General features: G+C 58.0%; 21 protein-coding genes. 10 read left to right on the forward strand and 11 right to left on the reverse strand.

Features of this window, described 5'->3' with window-relative positions; genetic code table 11:
• Positions 1–25 precede the first annotated feature (25 nt).
• Positions 26–703 (reverse strand): Crp/Fnr family transcriptional regulator, encoded by a 678-nt coding sequence (locus tag EXZ61_RS15965; RefSeq protein WP_142812709.1) that lies wholly within the window; start codon positions 701–703, stop codon positions 26–28.
• A gap of 173 nt (positions 704–876) precedes the next feature.
• On the opposite strand from EXZ61_RS15965, the gene trxB reads away from it, so the two are divergent.
• The 3 genes from trxB (at position 877) to rpmG (ending at position 2,442) form a co-directional block, all read left to right on the forward strand.
• Positions 877–1,830, forward strand: a complete 954-nt coding sequence (gene trxB / locus EXZ61_RS15970) for a thioredoxin-disulfide reductase (protein ID WP_142812710.1) — start codon at positions 877–879, stop codon at positions 1,828–1,830.
• A gap of 196 nt (positions 1,831–2,026) precedes the next feature.
• Positions 2,027–2,260 (forward strand): 50S ribosomal protein L28, encoded by a 234-nt coding sequence (gene rpmB / locus EXZ61_RS15975; RefSeq protein ID WP_087496789.1) that lies wholly within the window; start codon positions 2,027–2,029, stop codon positions 2,258–2,260.
• 11 nt (positions 2,261–2,271) lie between these two features.
• Positions 2,272–2,442, forward strand: a complete 171-nt coding sequence (gene rpmG, locus EXZ61_RS15980; RefSeq protein WP_142812711.1) for a 50S ribosomal protein L33 — start codon at positions 2,272–2,274, stop codon at positions 2,440–2,442.
• A 412-nt stretch (positions 2,443–2,854) separates the two neighbouring features.
• Here rpmG and EXZ61_RS15985 read toward each other — a convergent pair whose 3' ends face one another.
• Together EXZ61_RS15985 and EXZ61_RS15990 are read right to left on the reverse strand one after the other, a co-directional pair.
• On the reverse strand, positions 2,855–4,069 hold the full coding sequence (locus EXZ61_RS15985; protein WP_142812712.1) for a DesA family fatty acid desaturase: 1,215 nt from the start codon (positions 4,067–4,069) through the stop codon (positions 2,855–2,857).
• Between the two features lie 88 nt (positions 4,070–4,157).
• Complete coding sequence (locus EXZ61_RS15990) at positions 4,158–5,429, reverse strand: RsmB/NOP family class I SAM-dependent RNA methyltransferase (RefSeq protein ID WP_142812713.1); 1,272 nt, start codon at positions 5,427–5,429, stop codon at positions 4,158–4,160.
• Between the two features lie 16 nt (positions 5,430–5,445).
• Here EXZ61_RS15990 and EXZ61_RS15995 point away from each other — a divergent pair, with 16 nt between their 5' ends.
• A complete protein-coding gene (locus EXZ61_RS15995) occupies positions 5,446–5,685 on the forward strand; it encodes a DUF1653 domain-containing protein (RefSeq protein WP_142812714.1) in 240 nt (79 codons plus the stop codon).
• 72 nt (positions 5,686–5,757) lie between these two features.
• On the opposite strand, the gene EXZ61_RS16000 is transcribed toward EXZ61_RS15995, so the two are convergent.
• Positions 5,758–6,951 carry an ATP-binding protein gene (locus EXZ61_RS16000; RefSeq protein ID WP_237218980.1) on the reverse strand — a complete coding sequence of 398 codons (1,194 nt, stop codon included), beginning with the start codon at positions 6,949–6,951 and terminating at the stop codon, positions 5,758–5,760.
• Positions 6,939–7,685, reverse strand: coding sequence for a response regulator (locus EXZ61_RS16005; RefSeq protein WP_142812715.1), 747 nt, complete (start codon positions 7,683–7,685; stop codon positions 6,939–6,941). Before EXZ61_RS16005 ends, EXZ61_RS16000 begins: the two co-directional genes overlap by 13 nt.
• A gap of 225 nt (positions 7,686–7,910) precedes the next feature.
• Between EXZ61_RS16005 and xopAW the strand changes: the two genes are divergently transcribed.
• The gene (xopAW, locus tag EXZ61_RS16010; RefSeq protein WP_142812716.1) at positions 7,911–8,861 is read left to right on the forward strand and encodes a XopAW family type III secretion system calcium-binding effector; all 951 of its coding nucleotides are present in this window, start codon (positions 7,911–7,913) and stop codon (positions 8,859–8,861) included.
• Positions 8,862–8,982: 121 nt separating this feature from the next.
• Here the strand turns inward: xopAW and purN are convergent, their stop codons facing one another.
• Complete coding sequence (gene purN / locus EXZ61_RS16015) at positions 8,983–9,573, reverse strand: phosphoribosylglycinamide formyltransferase (RefSeq protein ID WP_142812717.1); 591 nt, start codon at positions 9,571–9,573, stop codon at positions 8,983–8,985.
• A gap of 13 nt (positions 9,574–9,586) precedes the next feature.
• Between purN and EXZ61_RS16020 the strand changes: the two genes are divergently transcribed.
• Genes EXZ61_RS16020 through EXZ61_RS16030 form a run of 3 tightly spaced genes read left to right on the forward strand, consistent with a single transcriptional unit; the run spans position 9,587 to position 12,697 of the window.
• Positions 9,587–10,282, forward strand: a complete 696-nt coding sequence (locus EXZ61_RS16020) for a YceH family protein (protein WP_142812718.1) — start codon at positions 9,587–9,589, stop codon at positions 10,280–10,282.
• A gap of 49 nt (positions 10,283–10,331) precedes the next feature.
• Positions 10,332–11,561 (forward strand): acyl-CoA dehydrogenase family protein, encoded by a 1,230-nt coding sequence (locus EXZ61_RS16025; RefSeq protein ID WP_142812719.1) that lies wholly within the window; start codon positions 10,332–10,334, stop codon positions 11,559–11,561.
• A 20-nt stretch (positions 11,562–11,581) separates the two neighbouring features.
• Positions 11,582–12,697, forward strand: coding sequence for an acyl-CoA dehydrogenase family protein (locus tag EXZ61_RS16030; protein WP_142812720.1), 1,116 nt, complete (start codon positions 11,582–11,584; stop codon positions 12,695–12,697).
• Between the two features lie 128 nt (positions 12,698–12,825).
• Here the strand turns inward: EXZ61_RS16030 and EXZ61_RS16035 are convergent, their stop codons facing one another.
• The 3 genes from EXZ61_RS16035 to EXZ61_RS16045 all read right to left on the reverse strand — a co-directional run bounded on the left by EXZ61_RS16035 (position 12,826) and on the right by EXZ61_RS16045 (position 14,981).
• Positions 12,826–13,323 (reverse strand): DUF2059 domain-containing protein, encoded by a 498-nt coding sequence (locus tag EXZ61_RS16035; RefSeq protein ID WP_168224795.1) that lies wholly within the window; start codon positions 13,321–13,323, stop codon positions 12,826–12,828.
• A 69-nt stretch (positions 13,324–13,392) separates the two neighbouring features.
• Positions 13,393–14,313: a DNA ligase gene (locus tag EXZ61_RS16040; protein WP_237218981.1), complete on the reverse strand. Its 921-nt coding sequence runs from the start codon at positions 14,311–14,313 to the stop codon at positions 13,393–13,395.
• A gap of 50 nt (positions 14,314–14,363) precedes the next feature.
• The gene (locus EXZ61_RS16045; protein ID WP_142812722.1) at positions 14,364–14,981 is read right to left on the reverse strand and encodes a TetR/AcrR family transcriptional regulator; all 618 of its coding nucleotides are present in this window, start codon (positions 14,979–14,981) and stop codon (positions 14,364–14,366) included.
• Positions 14,982–15,211: 230 nt separating this feature from the next.
• Between EXZ61_RS16045 and EXZ61_RS16050 the strand changes: the two genes are divergently transcribed.
• Positions 15,212–16,060, forward strand: coding sequence for a hypothetical protein (locus EXZ61_RS16050; RefSeq protein WP_142812723.1), 849 nt, complete (start codon positions 15,212–15,214; stop codon positions 16,058–16,060).
• Positions 16,061–16,080: 20 nt separating this feature from the next.
• On the opposite strand, the gene EXZ61_RS16055 is transcribed toward EXZ61_RS16050, so the two are convergent.
• Positions 16,081–16,485, reverse strand: coding sequence for a methylglyoxal synthase (locus tag EXZ61_RS16055; protein ID WP_142812724.1), 405 nt, complete (start codon positions 16,483–16,485; stop codon positions 16,081–16,083).
• A 9-nt stretch (positions 16,486–16,494) separates the two neighbouring features.
• Positions 16,495–17,052: an HNH endonuclease gene (locus tag EXZ61_RS16060; RefSeq protein ID WP_142812725.1), complete on the reverse strand. Its 558-nt coding sequence runs from the start codon at positions 17,050–17,052 to the stop codon at positions 16,495–16,497.
• Between the two features lie 176 nt (positions 17,053–17,228).
• Between EXZ61_RS16060 and EXZ61_RS16065 the strand changes: the two genes are divergently transcribed.
• Positions 17,229–18,203 (forward strand): bifunctional riboflavin kinase/FAD synthetase, encoded by a 975-nt coding sequence (locus tag EXZ61_RS16065; RefSeq protein ID WP_142812726.1) that lies wholly within the window; start codon positions 17,229–17,231, stop codon positions 18,201–18,203.
• Positions 18,204–18,240 lie beyond the last annotated feature (37 nt).

An 18,240-nucleotide genomic window follows, 5' to 3' on the forward strand; every position in this document is an offset into this window, starting at 1 on the left:
AAGCAGAGGCGCTTGCGCCGTCGCTTTATCGGGGCCTGGAGCGACGCTCCACCACCCGCAGGGCCCCGGTGTCAAGCGTGTGAATGAAGCCTTGTTCTTCAAACGACTTCATGACGCGGCTGACCATTTCTCGCGATGCGCCTACCGACTTGGCGATATCTTGGCGGGTAATTTTGTCAGGCGTGAGACGCGCCCCACTGGCGTCAGTCACTACAGCTGCGTCCAGCAGCAAATTGGCCACCCGCGCATGGACATCGAGCAGAGCTAAGGAGGCAATTTTTTGCCCGGCGCTTCGCAAGCGCTGCACCAGGCTGCGCATGATGGCGTCATTGATGGCGAAGTTGGCCGCCAAACAGCGGGAGAACGCGTCACGCGCGAGAATCAAAACATCACTTTGCAACTCGGCGACCACGCTGGCGCTGTGCGGTTCGTCATCAATCAGACTCATCTCGCCAATGCAGTCACCCACACGCAGGGTGGCCAAGATCACTTCTTTGCCTTGGTTGTCGGCCATGACCACCCGGGCCCGGCCTGCTAGCAGTATGTACAGCGAATCGCTCACCTTGCCCTGCTCCACCACGTTCTCGCCTCGCTTGTACCGGCGCTTGACCACCGCACCAGCCAAAAACCCGGCTTGCTCGGTCGTCAGCGTAGCGAACAAGGGGACACGGCGGATTAAATCCAGGTTACTCAGCATTGACATTCGTTGGCCCCAGAGATGAGTCAGGGAGGTTTTCTTACAATAAACGGGTTCGTGCGCAGCGCAGTTTACCGACAAGCCAAGCCCTTGGACTTGAAATCGCCCCCGCTGGCTCAAGCTGCATTGTGTCCGTTTTTATTTCTTGAATTGTTCGTTCGTTTACAAAGGCTTGCTCCATGTCTGAATCCAAACACGCCAAGGTCCTGATTTTGGGCTCTGGCCCTGCAGGCTACACCGCCGCGGTCTACGCAGCACGCGCCAACTTGAACCCCGTGCTGGTGACCGGCATGGCCCAGGGCGGGCAATTGATGACCACCACGGAAGTCGACAACTGGCCTGCAGATGTCCATGGGGTGCAAGGCCCTGAGTTGATGCAGCGTTTTTTGGAGCATGCAGAGCGTTTCAACACCAAGGTGCTGTTTGACCATATCAACGCCGTAGACCTCAGCAAGCGGCCCTTTACCCTCAAGGGTGACACCGACAGCTACACCTGTGACGCGCTGATCGTGGCTACCGGAGCATCTGCCAAATACCTGGGCTTGCCTTCCGAGACCGCATTTATGGGGCGCGGCGTGTCGGGCTGTGCGACCTGTGACGGCTTTTTCTACCGCGACCAAGTGTGCTGCGTGGTGGGCGGCGGCAATACAGCGGTAGAAGAAGCGCTGTACCTGTCCAACATCGCCAGCAAGGTCATTTTGGTGCACCGCCGCGACAAGTTCAAGGCAGAACCCATCTTGATTGACAAGCTGATGGAGAAGGTCGCCGCAGGCAAGATTGAGCTCAAAACCTTCCGCACCTTGGATGAAGTACTGGGTGACGCGTCTGGCGTCACTGGCATTCGTGTCAAAAGCGTGCACGACAACACCACCGAAGATATTGCCCTGCAAGGCTGCTTTATCGCCATTGGCCATGCGCCCAATACAGAGTTGTTCCAAGGGCAACTGGAAATGGCGGGGGGCTACATCGTGACCCAAGGCGGCAACAAGGGTTTTGCGACACAAACCTCGGTGCCTGGCGTTTTTGCGGCCGGTGACGTGCAAGACCATGTGTACCGCCAAGCCATCACCAGCGCAGGCACGGGTTGCATGGCTGCATTGGATGCGCAACGCTTTTTGGATCAAGAAGCCTAAAGGGCTGGGATTTGCTACAAATTAGTTATAATCGCAGGCTTTGCTGAACTAGGCCATCTCGGTTTTAGGCGCAGCATGGGGTTACCGCCACCCTTTTCTAATGGCGAGGTGAGGCCTGAGCGAAGGCTGCGCAGCTTGGCATCAAGCGCTGTGCGGCAAAGTGCAAGGGCCGTTAATAATGTATCGGAGTGTCCTCATGGCACGCGTATGTGAAGTCACGGGCAAAGGCCCCATGGTCGGAAACAATGTTTCCCACGCCAACAACAAAACCAAGCGCCGGTTCCTGCCGAACCTGCAATACCGCCGTTTCTGGGTCGAGTCTGAAAACCGCTGGGTTCGCCTGCGTATTTCTAACGCCGGCTTGCGTCTGATCGACAAGAACGGTATTGATTCTGTGCTCGCAGACCTGCGTGCACGTGGCCAAGCTTAAGGAGTAGCACCATGGCAACCAAAGGCGGACGCGAAAAAATCAAGCTGGCATCTACTGCTGGCACCGGTCACTTCTACACGACTGACAAGAACAAGAAAACCATGCCCGAGAAAATGCTGATCAAGAAATTTGATCCAGTGGCTCGCAAGCATGTGGAATACAAAGAAATGAAGCTGAAGTAATTCAAGCCTCACGACTTTAAAAAACCCGCCTAGTGCGGGTTTTTTATTGCCTACATGTTCTTGGAGATGGCTCTTTGCGCGGGCGGATGGACGGGAACGCACATTGTGCTTCGTGTCCCCCGGGCTTCGCCCTCCTCCTTTACCTCCGCACAACGCACATTCCCGCCCCTCCGCCGGACCTAACCGCGCCCAACACGTGTCTAAGACACTGCGCTCACCCTAGCGCTCTCCAGGTGGCTTGGGTGTTTTGCACCGGAAGGTAAAGGAGGAGGCCCGCAGGGCCGGGGGACACGTACGGGGCAAAGCGCCCAAGCCACCGTGCAACAAAAGGGAAACCCCTTTGTGTCGACGGAAATCGCGGCAATAAAAAAACCCGCACAAGGCGGGTTTTACAAGTACGCCAAAACTGCACTTAAACCCGTGCCGCCCGCAAACGCAAGGAAAAGTCGCGCAACGCTGAGATGCCACTTTCTTCCGCGCGGTGGCACCAGGCTTGAAGCTCATGGGCGAGTTGTTCGCGGGAAACGCTGGTGTTGAGCCACATTTGGCGCAATTCTTCGCGCATGGTCACCATTTTGTCCAACACCGGGGAAGCCGCCCTGGCCTTAGCCAAATACGCGACAACCGTTGCCGGTACCTTTTCAGTGTCGCGGTGCATCCAACGCTTGGCTGCCTTGATCACAGCAGCGTCGGCACTGCGTAGCTTCATGGCTTCAAACTCGGTATGCGCCGCCTCACGCACGCCCTTGGCATAGGTTGCCATGATTTCGTAGCGGTTGGCAATCAAGGCTTCTAGGGTCTTTTCGTCGGCTACGCGGCGAATACTTCCAAACGCGGCTTTGGGCGGCGTCTTTTTGACGGTGGCAAGGCCGACCATTTGCATAAGACTGATGTACATCCAGCCAATGTCAAACTCATACGGCTTGACCGATAGCTTGGCAGATGTGGGGTAAGTGTGGTGGTTGTTGTGCAACTCTTCACCGGCAATCAAAATGCCCCAGGGCGAGATATTGGTGCTGGCGTCAGGCGCTTCAAAGTTGCGGTAGCCCCAATAGTGCGCCGCACCATTGATGATGCCTGCCGCCATGATGGGCGTCCACGCCATTTGTACCGCCCACACGCTTAAACCTGCAGCGCCAAACAATGTCAGGTCAATGATGAGCATGAGCCCCACGCCTTGCCAAGAAAAGCGGGTGTACAGGTTTTTTTCGATCCAGTCGTTGGGCGTGCCATGGCCAAAACGCGCCAAGGTATCTTGGTTCTTAGACTCCGTGCGGTACAGCTCCGCTCCTTGCAGCAATACCTTTTTGATGCCGTGCACATGCGGGCTATGTGGGTCTTCGGCTTGCTCACACTTGGCGTGGTGCTTGCGGTGGATCGCAGCCCATTCTTTGGTGACTTGGCCTGTCGTCAACCACAACCAAAATCGGAAAAAGTGAGAAGCAATGGGATGTAAATCCAAAGATCGGTGCGCTTGGTGACGGTGTAAAAACACGGTCACGCTGATCATGGTGATGTGGGTGAGTACCAAGGTAAAGGCAATGATTTGCCACCACGCCAAGTCCCACATACCATGTGCAAACCATTCAATGGCTGCATTCACAATTGCCCAGTCCGTCATCTGCATAGTCTGCTCACACTCTCAACGAGATTTAGTTGTGTTGTCATCCCAATGGCTGCCTAGCCGCTTGGTGCTTAGCCCACGATTTTAGGGTTTACTTCTTTTGCCACACCGCTGCGAAAAAGCCGTCGGTGGCATGGCGGTGCGGCCACAAGCGCAAATAGGCTTGGCCGTCTTCGCCCCCCGCACACAAGGTGGCTGCGTTTTCGACTTTCAGCTCAGTCAAAACTTGCCCCACCGGCAGTGCCACAAAGTCCGGGTTGGCTTCAGAAAACGCTTTGGCAATGTCTTCGTTTTCTTGCGGCAAGACACTGCAGGTGGCGTAGACCAAGCGCCCACCGGATTTGAGCATTTTGGAAGCGCTTTGCAAAATGGCAGTTTGCTTCGCAGCCATTTCCGCAACACCTTCCAAGCTTTGACGCCACTTGAGATCAGGGTTGCGGCGCAAGGTGCCCATGCCGGTGCAGGGTGCGTCCACCAACACGCGGTCAATTTTTCCGGAGAGGCGTTTCACACGGTCATCACGCTCGTGGGCGATGGCCGCAGGGTGCACATTGGACAAGCCGCTGCGCGCTTGGCGGGGCTTGAACGAATCCAGACGGCCGGCAGACGTATCAAACGCGTACAAGCGCCCAGTGCTGCGCATCGCGGCACCAATCGCCAGCGTTTTACCGCCCGCGCCAGCGCAAAAGTCCACGACCATCTCACTGCGCTTGGCGTCCAACAGCATCGCCAAAAGCTGGGAGCCTTCGTCTTGCACTTCAAACTCGCCGCGCATAAAGGCTTCGGTTTTGTTCAGAGCGGGCTTGCCTGCAATGCGCAAGCCCCAAGGGGAATACGGCGTGGGCACCGCCTTGATACCGAGGGCTGCCAAACTTTTTTGAACATCCGCGCGCTTGGCTTTGAAGTCGTTCACGCGCAAATCCAGTCCAGCGCCTTGGTTAAAGCTCTCGACCAAGGGCCAAAATTCGGCACCTAGCTGGTCTTTCAACGGCTGCACCAACCACTCTGGCAAGTTGTGGCGATGGCGCTCCATCAGGTCTTTAGGGTCTACCTTTTGGCAGGCGTCCAGCCAGTTTTTCTCTTGGTCGGTCAGGGCGCTGCGCAAAAAGTCATCAGGGCCGTAAAAGCCCAGAATGGCCATTCGACGTTCTTTGGGTCCGCTGCCCGAGGGCGCCAAGTGGTCGAACAGCTGCTTTTTGCGCAAAACGGTGTACACCGTTTCGGCCATGGTGGCACGTTCGCGCGGCCCAAGGCCTCGGTGGTCACGGAAAAAGCGCGACACAATGGCGTCGGCGGGGTGGTCGAATTTTAAAGTCAGCCTGACCAACTCGGAACAGGCTTCTAACAGGGCTTTTGGATGCATAAGCTAGGATTGTCCCATGAGTGACGAAATTCTCCCAACGCTAATCCGCACACCGCCCGGCTTGTACCGCCATTACAAAGGCATGCGTTACGAAGTGATAGACACTGTGCGCCACAGCGAAACGCTGGAGCCCATGACCTTGTACCGTGCCCTGTATGGCGACCATGGCCTGTGGGTGCGCCCGGCGGCCATGTTTGAAGAAATGGTCAACATTGACGGGGTAGTGCAACCGCGCTTCACAAAAGTTACTGAGTAATTTGGCCACTAGCGCTCATAGACATTGCGCAAGCAGCTATTTAAACAATAGCAACATTACCACCCAGCACCATCAAGGCGCAGCCGTATAAGGCAGGGTGATACATGCAGCCAAGCCCCCATCCGGGTGATTGCGCAGCACGATGGTGCCTCCATGCCTGCGCGCCACATCATGGGTGGTGGCAAGCCCAAGCCCCACGCCGCCGCTGTTGCGGTTGCGTGAACCCTCTAGCCGATAAAACGGCGCCAGCACGCGCTCCTGCTCTGTTTCTGGGATGCCGGGGCCGTCATCGCGCACGGTGATGCGCAACACGCCGCTCTGCTCCTCCATGCCGATGCGGGCACGCTGGCCGTAACGCACCGCGTTTTCCACCACATTGCTGATGCAGCGGCGCATGGCAGAGGGCTGGACCCGCATGGGCGTGACCGATACGCTGGGCAGCAGCTGCACGTCTTGCCCGCAGTCTTGGCAATCGTGCGCAATGCTGCGGACCAAGGAGTCCATGTCAAGCAGCACGCGGGCTTCGGCGTCGGCTGCACCGCGCAAATAGTCGAGCGTGGTGCGGATCATGTCATCCATCTCGGCAATGTCTTGGCCAAAGCGCTCGCGCTCTTGGCTGCTGCGCAAGCCCTGTGCGCGCAGGGCCAGCCGTGTGAGCGGAGTGCGCAGGTCATGCGACACCGCCGCCACAAACTGGTCGCGCTGCGCTAGTTGCTCACAAATGCGCAGCTGCATGTGGTTGAACACGCGCGTGGCTTCCACGCACTCTTTGGGGCCTTGTTCGGGCAAGGGCGCTCGGTAAATGTTGTGCCCCAACTCCTGCGCAGCACCCGCCAAGCTGCGTATAGGCTGCGATAGCCAACGTGCCCCCACCCAGGCGGCCAACATCAAAGCGCCTAGGCGTATGCCAATGTCTAGCAGCAAACCCATCTGCAAACCTGGCGGTGGCGGTGGGTGCCCTGCTTGAGCCCACGGAGGTGACCCGTTTGGCGATGGAGGCATCGCCATATCCGCCACTCCCGCCACAGGAACAGGCAACATCACGGGCGGCGGACCCAAGGGCCTAGGCATCAGCTCAAACACCAGTGTCAGCGCCAGCACATGGCTGCTGATCACCGCCACCATGAGTAAAAGGGCCAGGCGGCCAAACAGGCTTTGCGGCACCAACACACCCAGGCAACGCCGCCACAGTGCACTGACGGCGGTGCGACTGCGCGGCGCCGCGCGGTCTGGGGCGTGCCACACCGGTGTGCTCATGTGCGCCATAGCGAACGCCCTTGCACCGACTGCACGTTGAACATATAGCCCGCGCCACGCACGGTTTTGATCATGTGGGACTCCTCAGGACCATCGGCCAGTTTTTGGCGCAAGCGAGAGACCAGCAAGTCGATGCTGCGCTCAAACGCATCCATGGCGCGGCCCCGGGCTTGCTCCATGAGTTGGTCACGGCTGAACAAGCGCCGTGGCGTTTGCAAAAACGTGTTCAGCAAGCGGAACTCCGCATTGGACAGCGCCACCACCAGCCCCGTGGGGGAGCGCAAACACCTGTCATCCCGGTGCAGCTCCCATCCATCAAAACACACCACATCGCTGCGTGCGGGGTTGGTCGCACTGGTGCCGTCTTGCGCGCCTGACGCCCGGCGCAGCACGGTGTGAATGCGCGCGACCAGCTCGCGTGGCTCAAAGGGTTTGCTCACATAGTCGTCGGCACCATTTTCCAAGCCCATGATGCGGTCATACGTGCTGGAGCGTGCAGTGAGCATGATGACTGGCAGAGCGGAGCGCTGGCGAATTTGGCGCGATAGCTCCAAGCCGTCCACCCCTGGGAGCATCACGTCCAGCACCACCAAATCCATGTTGTGCAAGGCCAGTTGCTCCCACATGGCATGGCTGTCGTGCGCAGTGTGGGTAACGAAGTTAAAGCGCGCCAAGTAGTCGCTCAGCAGCGACGTGATGTCTGCGTCGTCGTCAACAATGAGGATGTGGGTGGGTGGCGTCATGGCAAGGCTTTGGCATGGAACTGAGTCTAGGGTTGCCCGCACCGTGCCCTCGCTTGGAAATACGGCTGCTTTTCCCCCTTTTATTGCGCTTTAGTTCGGGCTTTGTATCGGGCTTGGTACAAAGCAGACAAACCAGCGTTACGTTGCCCTTCAAGAATGGACACGTCGCCTTATGCCGCATGGGCCAAGGGTGACATTCATCACCCACCTTGAAAGGAAACGAGCATGAGCACCATCAATGGGGTCAGCGGCAACAGTGCCAACGATCCATGGGCCGCCATAAAGGCCCAACGCAGCCAGATGCAAACCAAAATGTTTGCCAAAGTAGATACCGACGGCAGCGGCGGTGTTGAGCCAGCAGAGCTGCAAACCCTGCTGAGTGAGGTCAGCCAAAAGACAGGCATGAACTTGTCTGGAGACACCGCCCAGACCTTTACAAAAATGGACAGCAATGGCGACGGCAGCTTGAGCGGCGACGAGCTGGGCCAAGGCATGCAAGCGCTGATGCCGCCCCCCAGCACGGTGGACTTTGCCCAAAGCCGCCAAACCACTGGTGGCAGTGACGGCAAGCAGGATGACTTGTTTGCCAAGATAGACACCAATGGCGATGGCTCCATCGACAAGACAGAACTCAGCGCCTTTGGCGACAAGGTCAAACCAAACGGCGGCAAGGACGGCGGCCCCAGTGCCGACGATATGTTTGCCAAGCTGGATACCGACGGCGACAGCAAGATCAGCCAAAGCGAATTTGAGGCGGGCAAGCCCCAACACGCGCCCCACGGTGCAGGCAAGGCCGACCACCCAGATGGCCCGCCACCTGGCGGTGGGCCGGGCGGCCCCGGTGGTGCCGCCAAATCAGACTCCGCCAGCAAAACCTACGACAAGCTGGACACCAACCAAGACGGCACGGTGTCTGAACTGGAGCGACTGGTCGGTGCCATCAAAGACGCTGCTGCATCGGCAGCGACTGGATCTAGCGCAGCTAGCAGTGCATCCAACAGCGCGCAGACGGACAGCGACTCAGATAGCAGCGCAACCCACGGCGCAACGACCAGCAAAACCGCCGCAAAGTCAGACAACTACGTGGACGTAGCGAAACTCGCCCAACAGATTTACCAGCAAATTGCAGCAGGTATCTCGTCGACTAGCAGTAGCCTCTTGAACGCCAGAGCCTAAGCTGCAGGTCCGCTGCAATTGGCCCCCTTGCAGCCAAGTCTGTAGGGGGCGTGGCGTACGCTCTCACAAAAAAATGAGGCAAATATGCCACTAGCGCTCATTCAATAAGCGCAAGCAGCTACTATTTAGATAGCAACGACGCAATCGCGCGTGGGTAAATCACATGCTCTTGGGTGAGCACGCGTGCGGCCAAGGTATCGGCCGTATCGTTTGGCAGCACCGGCACCACCGCTTGTTCCAAGATGGGGCCGTGGTCTAGCTCCCCAGTCACCAAGTGCACGGTGCAGCCTGCGTATTTGCAGCCCGCATCAATGGCGCGCTGGTGGGTATGCAAACCGGTAAACGCAGGCAGGAGTGAGGGGTGAATATTGGTCAAGCGCCCGGCATAGCGCTCCACAAAGCCCGGTGTCAGTATGCGCATAAAGCCCGCCAACACCACCAGCACCGGGTGTGAGGGTGTGTTGTACGGGTCAATCAGTGCGGCCAAGGCATCGTCAAACGCCTCCCGGGTGGGAAAGGCTTTGTGGTCCAACACATGGGTGGCAATGCCCCGCTCTTTTGCAAACACCAGGCCTTTGGCATCGGCCTTATTGCTGACCACGGCGGCAATGCGCGCGCCAAAGCGGCTCTGCCAGCGCTCACGCTCGGAAGTTTTCACCATGGCTGCCATATTGGAGCCGCCGCCTGAGATCAAAATAACGATGTTTTTCATACCTGAGCGAATTATGACCTTGACCACCTCCAGCCCCACGCCCGCCCCCCTTGTGCTCACCCCCATTGAGGCCCGCGTCATCGCCACACTCATGGAAAAAGCCCGCACGGTGCCTGACAGCTACCCGCTCTCGCTCAACTCCCTGATGTTGGGTTGCAACCAAAAAAGCAGCCGCGATCCCTACATGGAACTGGACGAGGCCCAAATCGCCAGCGCCATTGCCACGCTCAAAGAGCGCAATCTGGTGCGCGAGACCAGCGGCGGGCGCACTGCCAAGTTTGAACACAACTTTCAACGTGGAGTCGGGGTGTTTGAGCAAGCGGCCGTGCTCCTGGGCCTGCTCATGCTGCGCGGCCCACAGACCAGCGCAGAACTGCGTTTGAACGCCGAGCGTTGGTACAAATTTGCCGACGTGTCCTCGGTAGAAGGCTTCTTAGATGAACTGCAAGAGCGCTCTGCGGAGAAAGGCGGCCCCTTGGTCATCAAGCTGGACCGTGCACCTGGCGCACGCGAGCAACGGTGGGCGCACCTGCTGTGTGGCCCTGTAGATGCAGCCCAACTGGCTAGCGGCGCCGTCAGTCGCAGCAGTGGCTTGGGCGGCAACGCCGTGGAACGCATCGAAGCGTTGGAAGCACAGGTCGCCAAGCTGCAGGAAACCGTGGCCAAGCTGTGTGCTGAGTTGGGTATGTCGCCCCCCGGACAGGAATAAAAGAACGACCGTGCTAAAACACGGCAATTGCCACTAAGGAGACGTAGACATGGATTTGGCATTCACGCCAGAAGAGCAGAGTTTTCGCGAAGAGATACGCACGTGGGTGCGTGCCAACTTGCCCGCCGACATTGCGCACAAAGTGCACCACGCGCTGCGCCTGAGCCGCGACGACTTGCAAGGCTGGGCCAAGATATTGGGTAAAAAAGGCTGGCTAGGCCACGCTTGGCCCAAAGAGTTTGGCGGCCCGGGCTGGAACGCCGTGCAAAAACATCTATTTGAAGAAGAGTGCGCCTTGGCCGGCGCCCCACGCGTCGTGCCCTTTGGCCCGGTGATGGTGGCACCAGTCATCATGGCGTTTGGCAATGCGGAGCAACAGCAGCGCTTTTTGCCCGGCATTGCCAGTGGTGAAGTGTGGTGGAGCCAAGGCTATAGCGAGCCGGGCTCTGGCTCCGACCTCGCGTCGGTCAAAACGCGGGCTGAGCGCCAAGGCAACACATACATTGTCAACGGCCAAAAAACCTGGACCACCTTGGGCCAGTACGGCGAGTGGATTTTTTGCCTGGTGCGCACCAGCACTGAAGGCAAGCCACAAACCGGCATCAGCTTTTTGTTGATCGACATGAAGTCCCCCGGGGTGAGCGTGCGCCCCATCGTCTTGCTCGACGGTGAAGCCGAGGTCAACGAGGTATTTTTTGACAATGTCGAAGTGCCGGTAGAAAACCTGATTGGTGAAGAAAACAAGGGCTGGAACTACGCCAAGCACCTCTTGGCCCATGAGCGCACCAACATTGCCGACGTGAACCGTGCCAAGCGCGAGCTAGAGCGTCTCAAACGCATTGCCAAGCAAGAAGGCGTGTGGGACCCCGCCACCGGCGGCGCTACGGCCTTGCGTTTCAGAGACGAAATCGCCAAGCTTGAAGTGGATGTCATCGCACTAGAGATGTTGGTGCTGCGGGTGCTAGCAGCCGAAAAGTCGGGCAAAAACCCGCTGGACATTGCAGGTCTTTTGAAAATCCGCGGTAGCGAGATTCAGCAGCGCTACAGCGAGCTCATGATGCTGGCCGCAGGCCCGTTTGCCCTGCCCTTGATCCATGAGGCGATGGACGCTGGCTGGCAAGGCGACCAAGCGGCAGGTGCGGGGCTGCAAGGCTTTCCCGGCGGTGGCGTGCACTGTGCGCCTTTGGCGTCTACCTATTTCAATATGCGCAAAACCACGATCTACGGCGGCTCCAACGAGGTGCAGCGCAACATCGTCTCCCAGGTCGTTCTGGGCTAACGCACACAAAGGAAAACACCATGGATTTCGATTTTTCCGACGACCAAGAGCAACTACGCGACGCCGTGCGCAAGTGGGTGGACAAAGGCTACACCTTTGATCGCCGCCGCAGCATTGAGCGCGCGGGTGGCTTCTCACGCGAGGCCTTTACCGAGCTTGCCGAGTTAGGCCTGTGCGGCCTGTATGTGCCTGAGGCCGATGGTGGCCTAGGCATGGGCCCCGTAGAAGGGATGGTGGTGATGGAAGAGCTGGGGCGCGGCATTGTGCTGGAGCCCTTGGTGCAGTCCCTCATCGCAGGTGCGGTGATCGCTGGCTACGCAGACGCAGGCACCAAAGCCGCTTGGCTCCCCCAGATTAGCAGTGGTGAAGCACTTGTGGTGCTCGCGCACCAAGAGCGCGCAGCGCGCTACCAGCTAGACGCTTGCGAGGCAAAAGCCCACCAAGCGCCCGGTGGATATGTGCTGAACGCTACAAAAAGCATAGTGACCGTGGGGGACCATGCCGATGCATTCTTGGTGACCGCCAAGGTCAACAGCGTGCTGGGCTTGTTCTTGGTGGAGCGCTTGTCCAGCGGTGTGAGCACCCGTGGCTACGGCACCCAAGACGGGGGCCGTGCGGCGGAAGTCGTGTTCAAAAATGCACCCGCTACCTTGATCACCACCCAAGGGCAGCTGGCACTGGAGCATGCGGTGGACATCGGTATCGCCGCAACTTGCGCCGAAGCCGTAGGTGTCATGGATAAAACCATGGCCATCACGGCGGAGTACATGAACACACGCAAGCAGTTTGGCGTGGCCATCAGCAGCTTTCAGGCACTGCGCCACCGCGCAGCGGATATGAAGATGCAACTGGAACTCGCCCGCTCTATGAGCTACTACGCCAGCCTCAAGCTCAATGCGCCCGCCGCTGAGCGGCGCGCAGCCTTGGCGCGGGCCAAGTACCAACTGGGCAATAGCATGCGCTTTGTGGGCCAGCAAGCGGTGCAGCTGCACGGCGGCATTGGCGTGACCGAGGAGTACATCGTGAGCCATTACTTCAAAAAGCTCACCCAACTCGAAATGACCTTTGGCGACAGCTTGCACCACTTGGGTGAAGTGTCCGCCCGCATGCAGGAAACGGCCGGGGTCTTTGCTTAAAGACAGCGTCTAGCGAAGCGTACTGGGGCGAAACCCTGGTGCCCCCCAAGGGAATTGCTCACCAAATTCTTGCATGTGCAAAAGCCTGCGCGCAGGCAGGGCTAGGCCCAGCGGGGGTCAACTCCGTCTCAAATGCTGACACCCGCCTTTTGAAACCGAGCCCGCAAGCGGGCTTGTATTTGTGGCGCCAGAGACTCGCCCCACGCGCGCCCCACCGCCAGGCTTTCTTGCATCATCTGTGGCATAACCGCAATCGTTTTCTTGCCCAAGTCGCTCGCGTAGAAACGTAGCAGCTCTTTGATTTCTGGCCCACTGTAATAACGGTGGTACAGGGGAATCGTGGCATCTTTGAAGCTGTCGAGGTTGGCAGCTATCACAGCGTCAATTTCATGGGGAAGTGCATCGATCAAGCTTTGCGGGATGTCTGGCCGGGCGGCCTTGATGGCTTGGCTCATTTGCTCTGTCATGCTGTGTGCCATTTGCTGGCCCAAGGTTAAGGCCCCGGTCAATACCAACAACTGCTCGATATCGGTGCGCTTTTCAGCGCTTAGCTCGTCGGCACTTGCAACGGGCGCAAATAAACCCCATAAGGTTGCGACAAGAATCCATGTGGCCGGTAGACGCATACACATCCCTTTGAAGTTGAAGAAACACAGGTTCAAAGCACTTTGGCTCTGTCTACATGCGTGGATAGCTTACTCAGCCTCACGTATCCGCAAGTAACTGGCAAAACGCGGCAAGCCCTTGGAGGTGAGGTCTCTGTATTGGTAGCTTACCCAAGCGCCTACGGCAGGCGGACTGCTGCGCTGGGCATCACTAAACCCGGTGCCCAATACAAATCGTTGACCTGCGGCCGTTTCCAACAAGAGCCCGCCCATCTTGCCTTGGTATTTGCCTTTGCCCGACACATGCGCCACCACGCGGGCTTCGTCATCCTGTACTGCCTTGAGCTTGCGCACGGCCTCACTGCGGCCGCTTTGCCAGCGTGCGTCCGCACGGTGCAGCACCAAGCCTTCGCCACCGGCTTGCACGGTTTGCGTCAATTGCAATTGCAGAGTTGCGAGATCGCTGCCTCGCTGTTGGTCCACAACTGCCAACCACGGCACACCCGCCGAGGTCACCACGGCCTTTAGCTCAGCCGCGCGCTCTGTGAAAGTAGCCACACTGCCTGGCAGATCAAACACCATGTAGCGCACCTCCCGCCACGCTGCGTCTTGCGGCTCGGCCCGCCGCACCGTACCAGACAGGCGCTCAAAGCTGCGCCGCCCCATCCACAACTCCCCATCCAAAGCTTGGGCTGGCAAAGCGGCTGTAAACCATGAAGGCGCGGCTAGCGGGCGTCCACTTTTAAAGCGCAACTGGCGGCCGTCCCAGTAGGCACGCACGCCATCGAGCTTTTCACTCACTAGGTACAAGCTGGGGTCTAAGGTGTGCGACCAGTGGGTCGCCAACATCAGGGCTGAGGCCTGCACAGGACCAGTGTCTGCTGTCGCCGTGGAATCACTCGGGGGCGCACTGGCCGCGAAAGCGTGGTACGGCACGCCTAAAGCCGCACCCACGGCGATCAAGAGCATGGGCAGAGCGGGTTGTTTGAAGTTCGGTGCCTTGGGTTTCATAGCCTAAGAAGTAGGGGTTGAAGCCGTGTGTTTGGGAAGCGCTTTAGCGCTCAAGCAGGACCCACTGGCGCCACCGCCGCACACATGACGCGTGTGCAGTTGCGCAAGCTTTCGGTGTACGCGTTGGTGCCCGCGTTGGCAGGCACCATGGTTTTGGCCCCCAAGGAGGCTGCGATCAACAGTGTGGCGATGTCACCAGGCAACAAGCCGCGCGCGGCCAGTGCCACATCGCCCTGCGCCTCGGCCCGCTCTATCAGCTCCAACAAAATTTGCAAATGCCGTTGCCGCAGTTGTTCGCTCAGGTCTTGCCCCAAGCTGCCACGTATTTCGCCCAACTCTTGCAAATGCCCCGAGTCGCTAAAGCGCTCATGGAAGTAGCCATACATGGCATCCAACACACCAAACAAACGCTCGGAAAATGGTTGTTCTGCCTGCGCTGCCGCGTGCGAGGCGGATATCACTGCCTCGCCAATGCGCTCTAGCAAAGCGCGAAACAGCGCTTCTTTGCCCGCGTAGTAGAGGTACACCGTACCTTTGGCAATGCCCGCTTCGCGGGCAACATCGTCCATGGAAGACTTGCGATAGCCGTAGCGCACAAACAGGCGCTCTGCGGCATCAAGAATGGCCTGGGGTTTCGGATTGGGGTCGGTTGGGGTGTCTGTGGCCATGAGCCATTCTATAGACGGGTTTGCGCCGTGCAAAACGCACGCAAAACTATGGTTGCAGTTTGACGCGCTTGACTTATATCTCTGCAATATCCAAAATGACCAAATTGACTTAATTGGTCATTTAATTCAATTAAACTATTTCGTGCTGCAAAGCGCACATCTACCGCGCGGTACTGATCGGTTGTTTACGGTCAGCTACGTCCACTGGCTTCGCTCAAACCTCAAGCACTATGACCCATCACTTTGAACTGGAACAACAAACCCATGCCGCGCTGGCGCAGTACTACCGCTGGTACCAGGTGTACGAAGTGCCCTTCACGCCAGCACGCATTGCCAACCAAAAAGACATCTTGTCTGACGATATAGAAATCATCTCGCAAATGGGCACCAGCAAAGGCAAGGCTGGTCTGGAAGACCGTCTGAAAGTCTTCGCGGGTTGGAAAAATGCCCACCATGTGCAGAACACCCAAGTCAGGCGTACCGCCCAAGGGCAGTTGCAACTTGAGGCCGACATCGTCTACCAGAACATTCGCCCAGACGACAGCAAGTTCAGCTACACCCTGCACTACAGCACCCTACTCTCCCCACGCGCACAGGACCTGCCCGTGTTTGAACGTCTAGAGCTCACGCCCACAGGTGAAGTCAAGGAATTCAAATTTGAGCCCGCTTATGCGCAGAACCGTGCCAGGTCGCTGATGCACTACTGGCTGTACTTGGTAGAAACCTCCCACCAAGACAGCGGCAAGTTCCTAGAAATATTGGCTCCCAATTTTGCGTTGCAACTCAGCGACCAAACCCGCATCAGCACCCTGGCCCAGCTTACCCAATGGCTAGCCAGCATTCCCAGTCGCATCCAAAGTAGCACGCACGCCTACAAGAACTTGCAGGTGACAGCGCTATCGGACGGCACGATCCGCGTTAGCGTGGACTTTGATTGGAGAGGCATTAACCTCGTGGGCCAACAGATGGTGGGCGCTACCCACCACGAATGGCTGCTCATCAATAACATGGATGAGCGCTTTGCCCGTATCCAAAGCATGCAAGTAACGATGTTGACGCCATTCCAACTGGCGCCCTGAGCCACACACAAGCCGAACGATCAGGCTGCGTCTAGGTCAGCCACGCGCGCCATTTGCGCCAAGACCAAGCGGGCCGTCGACAAATTGGTGGCGCAAGGTACATCGTGCACATCGCAGGCACGCACCAAGGCATTGATATCAGGCTCATGGGGCTGCGGCGTCATCGGGTCACGCAGAAAGATAACTGCGTCTACCTCGCCTTGTGCCAAGCGGGCGCCAATTTGCAGGTCGCCACCCCACGGGCCGCTGAGCATGCACTCTACATCCAGCCCCACTTCATCCACCAATCGACCGCCCGTAGTACCAGTGGCACTTAGGGTGCATTGGCGCAGCAACTCCACATATTCTTTGGCCAAACGCACCATGGTGTCTTTTTTGTGGTCATGGGCAATCAGGGCAATGCGGGGGCGCTTGGCAATAGACATGGATAAAGGCTAGATCAAAAGTCGGGAGGACCGGGGCACATGGGCCATCAGAAACTCCATCTGGTCTGCCAATATGCGCCGGTTGCGAAGGATGAAATCTTCCCACAAACTGGGAATGTAAGGCGTATACAGCAAAGGCATGTTCGCCTGCTCAGGGGTCCGGTGGCTTTTGCGGTGGTTGCAGGGGCGGCACGCGGTCACCACGTTCATCCACGTATCAATGCCCTGCTGGGCAAATGGAATGATGTGTTCGCGCGTGAGATCAGACTCATGGAAATGCCCACCGCAGTAGGCGCACACATTGCGGTCGCGAATAAACAGCTTGCTGTTCGTGAGCCCTGGGCGCAGGTCAAAAGGGTTGATGTTGGGAACGCCGCGTGTACCGATGATGCTATTGACGCGAATAATGGACTGTTCGCCAGTGACCGCGTTATGCCCACCACGAAAGACTGCCACCTCAGCGCCAGACTCCCAGCGCACCTCGCCTGTTGCGTAGTGCACCACGGCTTGTTCCAGCGTAATCCATGACTGGGGGAGCCCTTGGGCTGATAGCTTCAAGACTTTCAAAACACGCCTCCTGCAACGGTAAAAACCACCACCTACTCGGAACGCCAATGTCTGCCATTGCACGCCAAATCCAATCTGGCGCATTGCTACGTCACAATATACCCTGTTTCTGTGACAAATTGGCTTCAAGCGCATAACGGATGCGCGCAAGCTGCTATCAAAAAGATAACAAACCCATGAAGGTCTTTCGCGGTTTCAAACATCCTGGTGTCGCACCTGCGTGCGCTTTAACCATCGGCAACTTTGACGGTGTGCACCGGGGCCACCAAGCGATGTTGGCGCTTTTGCGCAGTGAAGCGCAGCAACGCGGCGTGCCCAGCTGTGTGCTGACTTTTGAGCCACACCCGCGCGATTACTTCGCCCAGCTCTACAAAAAACCCGACCTTGCGCCCGCGCGTATCGGAACGCTGCGGGACAAACTCGAAGACTTGGCAAATTGTGGTGTGGACCAAACCGTTGTGCTGCCCTTTGATGCCCGACTCGCCCAACAAACGCCACAGGCTTTTGTACAAGAAGTGCTAGTGGCTGGCCTAGGTGCCCGTTACGTGCTGGTGGGAGATGACTTCCGCTTTGGCGCACAGCGTGCGGGAGACTACGCCATGCTCGACGCCTCTGGCATGCAGCACGGCTTTGACGTAGCGCGCATGAACAGCTATGAAGTGCATGGTTTGCGCGTGTCTAGCTCGGCAGTACGCGACGCGTTGCAAGAAGGTAGCTTGACAGACGCTGCGCGGCTACTGGGCCGCCCGTATCGGATTTCTGGCCACGTGGTGCATGGCCGCAAGTTGGGCCGCACCCTGGGGTTCAAAACCCTGAATTTGCGATTTGCCCACTGGAAACCTGCCGCTAGCGGAATTTTTGTCGTGTTGGTTCATGGCCTACATACAACGCCTCTCAAAGGGGTTGCCAACTTGGGCGTACGCCCGTCTTTGGACCCCAACGACGTGAACGGCGGGCGGGTGTTGTTGGAAACCCATTGCTTGGATTGGCCCGCCAACCTGGGCCCAGAAGGGGCCTACGGTAAAATCATCCGCGTGGAAATACTGCACAAACTGCACGACGAGCTGAAATACGACGGTCTGGATGCCTTAACGCGTGGCATTCACCAAGACTGCGATGACGCGCGCGCTTGGTTCGCAGCCCGAATTTGACAGGGCCTTGGCGACGCACTTAGCCCCGCGTCTTGTC

It is taken from the genome of Rhodoferax aquaticus, from assembly GCF_006974105.1.
GTDB lineage: Bacteria > Pseudomonadota > Gammaproteobacteria > Burkholderiales > Burkholderiaceae_C > Allorhodoferax > Allorhodoferax aquaticus_A.

Excerpts from the sequence above, each read along its gene's own strand:
- EXZ61_RS16040 (WP_237218981.1), bottom strand. The coding sequence starts at position 14,313 with ATGAAACCCAAGGCACCGAACTTCAAACAACCCGCTCTGCCCATGCTC.
- EXZ61_RS16000 (WP_237218980.1), bottom strand. The coding sequence starts at position 6,951 with ATGGCGCACATGAGCACACCGGTGTGGCACGCCCCAGACCGCGCGGCG.
- EXZ61_RS16050 (WP_142812723.1), top strand. The coding sequence starts at position 15,212 with ATGACCCATCACTTTGAACTGGAACAACAAACCCATGCCGCGCTGGCG.
- EXZ61_RS16025 (WP_142812719.1), top strand. The coding sequence starts at position 10,332 with ATGGATTTGGCATTCACGCCAGAAGAGCAGAGTTTTCGCGAAGAGATA.
- EXZ61_RS16030 (WP_142812720.1), top strand. The coding sequence starts at position 11,582 with ATGGATTTCGATTTTTCCGACGACCAAGAGCAACTACGCGACGCCGTG.
- EXZ61_RS16035 (WP_168224795.1), bottom strand. The coding sequence starts at position 13,323 with ATGCGTCTACCGGCCACATGGATTCTTGTCGCAACCTTATGGGGTTTA.
- EXZ61_RS15990 (WP_142812713.1), bottom strand. The coding sequence starts at position 5,429 with ATGCATCCAAAAGCCCTGTTAGAAGCCTGTTCCGAGTTGGTCAGGCTG.
- EXZ61_RS16065 (WP_142812726.1), top strand. The coding sequence starts at position 17,229 with ATGAAGGTCTTTCGCGGTTTCAAACATCCTGGTGTCGCACCTGCGTGC.
- EXZ61_RS15965 (WP_142812709.1), bottom strand. The coding sequence starts at position 703 with ATGTCAATGCTGAGTAACCTGGATTTAATCCGCCGTGTCCCCTTGTTC.
- xopAW (WP_142812716.1), top strand. The coding sequence starts at position 7,911 with ATGAGCACCATCAATGGGGTCAGCGGCAACAGTGCCAACGATCCATGG.
- rpmG (WP_142812711.1), top strand. The coding sequence starts at position 2,272 with ATGGCAACCAAAGGCGGACGCGAAAAAATCAAGCTGGCATCTACTGCT.
- rpmB (WP_087496789.1), top strand. The coding sequence starts at position 2,027 with ATGGCACGCGTATGTGAAGTCACGGGCAAAGGCCCCATGGTCGGAAAC.
- EXZ61_RS15995 (WP_142812714.1), top strand. The coding sequence starts at position 5,446 with ATGAGTGACGAAATTCTCCCAACGCTAATCCGCACACCGCCCGGCTTG.
- EXZ61_RS15985 (WP_142812712.1), bottom strand. The coding sequence starts at position 4,069 with ATGCAGATGACGGACTGGGCAATTGTGAATGCAGCCATTGAATGGTTT.
- EXZ61_RS16020 (WP_142812718.1), top strand. The coding sequence starts at position 9,587 with ATGACCTTGACCACCTCCAGCCCCACGCCCGCCCCCCTTGTGCTCACC.
- EXZ61_RS16045 (WP_142812722.1), bottom strand. The coding sequence starts at position 14,981 with ATGGCCACAGACACCCCAACCGACCCCAATCCGAAACCCCAGGCCATT.
- trxB (WP_142812710.1), top strand. The coding sequence starts at position 877 with ATGTCTGAATCCAAACACGCCAAGGTCCTGATTTTGGGCTCTGGCCCT.
- EXZ61_RS16005 (WP_142812715.1), bottom strand. The coding sequence starts at position 7,685 with ATGACGCCACCCACCCACATCCTCATTGTTGACGACGACGCAGACATC.
- EXZ61_RS16055 (WP_142812724.1), bottom strand. The coding sequence starts at position 16,485 with ATGTCTATTGCCAAGCGCCCCCGCATTGCCCTGATTGCCCATGACCAC.
- purN (WP_142812717.1), bottom strand. The coding sequence starts at position 9,573 with ATGAAAAACATCGTTATTTTGATCTCAGGCGGCGGCTCCAATATGGCA.